General features: G+C 67.2%; 3 protein-coding genes. All 3 read right to left on the bottom strand.

What is annotated here, in order from left to right; translation table 11 throughout:
* Window positions 1-574, bottom strand: a 574-nt coding sequence (locus tag AC1DU6_RS28860) for a hypothetical protein (protein ID WP_477861351.1), incomplete at its 3' end; no start/stop codon positions are given.
* The gene (locus AC1DU6_RS28855; protein ID WP_477861349.1) at window positions 571-1,557 is read right to left on the bottom strand and encodes a 2-hydroxyacid dehydrogenase; all 987 of its coding nucleotides are present in this window, start codon (window positions 1,555-1,557) and stop codon (window positions 571-573) included. The genes AC1DU6_RS28860 and AC1DU6_RS28855, both read right to left, overlap by 4 nt.
* Window positions 1,545-2,075 (bottom strand): sodium:proton antiporter (locus AC1DU6_RS28850; protein ID WP_477861348.1); only part of this gene is annotated, 531 nt, incomplete at its 5' end. The genes AC1DU6_RS28855 and AC1DU6_RS28850, both read right to left, overlap by 13 nt.

Here is a 2,075-nt window from a genome sequence, read left to right as displayed (position 1 = left end):
CCGGCAGGGCGCCCTGGCCATCAAAGCTGATCTGGCCGCTGGGGCGCTGGTCCAGCACAAAGCCCGGGCCTTCCAGGGTCGCAAGGATGCGGCCCGGCAAGGCCGCGGCCAGGGCCGGCTCCTGGCGGCTGCGCGTGACCAGCAGCAGCTGGGCCGCGCCGCTCTGGCGCACCGCGTCGCCGAGCTTGCCAGGCAGGCTGAGCCTGCCGTCAACGAACAGGTGAGCCGGGTCGCCGAACAGGCTGCGCGTGGTCGAGGTGTAGAGCTTGACCTCGCGACCTTTGGCCGAGGCCGTGATGGCACCGTTCAAGGCTTGCAGCACCGCGTTGTCCAGGCCCCCGGCGGGCGTGGACGTCCAGTCGCCGGACTGCACGGTGTCGCCACGCGCCGGGCTCAAGGAGATGAGCTGCACGTTGTCGCCCAGCAGGGACAGGACTGCGAACTTGTTGGGGTCTCGCGGCGTCTTGTCCTCGACGACGGGCGCGGGCGGTGGCGGCGCGCCCTTGTTCTTGACGGACTGGCCGAAAGCCAGCGCGGGCAGCAAGGAAAGCAGGCAGATCAGGCGGCGGTTCATGCGGGAATGACTTCAGGGTTCAGCGGCGTGAGGGGCTTGGCACCGGTCAGCGCGGCGACGAGGTTGTCGGCAGCCAGGTCTCCCATGGCCTGGCGGGTGGGCATGGTGGCGCTGGCGATGTGCGGCGTGAGGACGACGTTGGGCAGCGTCAGCAACGCTGGATTCACACGCGGTTCGCCTTCGAAGACATCGAGGCCGGCAGCGGCGATGCGGTTCTCGTGCAGTGCCGCGGCCAGCGCATCTTCGTCGACGATGCCGCCGCGGGCGATGTTGACGAGAGTCGCCGTCGGCTTCATCAGCGCCAGCTCGGGCGCGGCGATGCAGTGGTGGGACTCGACCGAATAAGGCAGCACGAGGATGAGGTGATCGGCCTGGCGCAGCAGCGTTTCCTTGGTCAGATAGCTTGCGCCAAGTTCAGCCTCGATGTCGGCCGGCAGCCGCGAACGGTTGTGATAGATCACCTTCATGCCGAAGCCGAAGCGGCCACGCCGCGCAATGGCCTGGCCGATGCGGCCCATGCCGAGGATGCCCAGCGTGGCGCCATGGACGTCGGAGCCGGCCAGGAAGTCCCAGGCCCAGCTCTTCCAGCGCCCGTCTCGCAGCAGGCGCTCGCCCTCGCTCATGCGCCGGGCCGTGGCCATCAGCAGCGCAAAGCCGAAGTCGGCCGTCGATTCGGTCAGCACATCGGGCGTGTTGGTGACGAGGATGCGGCGCGCCGTGCAGGCGCCCAGGTCGATGTGGTTGTAGCCCACGCTCATCGTGCAGACGGCGCGCAGATCGGGGCAGGCGTCGAGCAACTCGGCGGTGATGCGCTCGGTGCCGGTGATGTAGGCGCCGGCCTTGCCTTGCAGACGGGCACGTAACTCGTCGGGAGTCAGCGGCGCCTCGCCCTGATGGAAGTCCACGTCGAATTGGGCCGCGAGTTTTTCAACGACGGCCGCTGGCGCCCTGCGCGCGATCAGGACTTTCTTCATCGCATCCATATCCAGCCCATCACGAAGAGAAGCGGCAGCAGCACCGCGCAAGACCAGAGCAGATAGCCACCAAAGCTCGGCATCTTGACACCCCGCTCCTCGGCAATGGCCTTGACCATGAAATTGGGCGCATTGCCGATATAGGTCATTGCACCCATGAAGACGGCGCCACCCGAGATGGCCGCCAGCACCGATGCACCTTCATTCATCAACTGGGCCGCATTGCCGCCGGCGAGGTTGAAGAAGGCGAGATAGGTCGGCGCGTTGTCCAGCACGGAGGACAGGCCGCCCGTCAACCAGAAATAGGCCATCGGCGAATCGAGCATGGCGGCCAGCGGCGCGAACACGCCAGCCGGGCCGGCCTTGAGCATGGCGATGACGGGCACCATGGTCAGGAAGATGGCGATGAAGAGCTTGGCCACTTCCTGCATCGGCGCCCAGCTGAACTGGTTCTTCTCGCGCACACCGGCCGGTGTCAGCCACAGCGACGCGAACGTCACGACGACGAGGCCCACGTCGCGCACCAG

It is taken from the genome of Roseateles sp. P5_B10, from assembly GCF_056400485.1.
This window is presented reverse-complemented; position numbering and strand designations above follow the sequence as displayed.

What these genes read in the sequence shown, in the direction of transcription:
- AC1DU6_RS28855 (WP_477861349.1), bottom strand. Translation starts at nt 1,557, where the DNA reads ATGGATGCGATGAAGAAAGTCCTGATCGCGCGCAGGGCGCCAGCGGCC.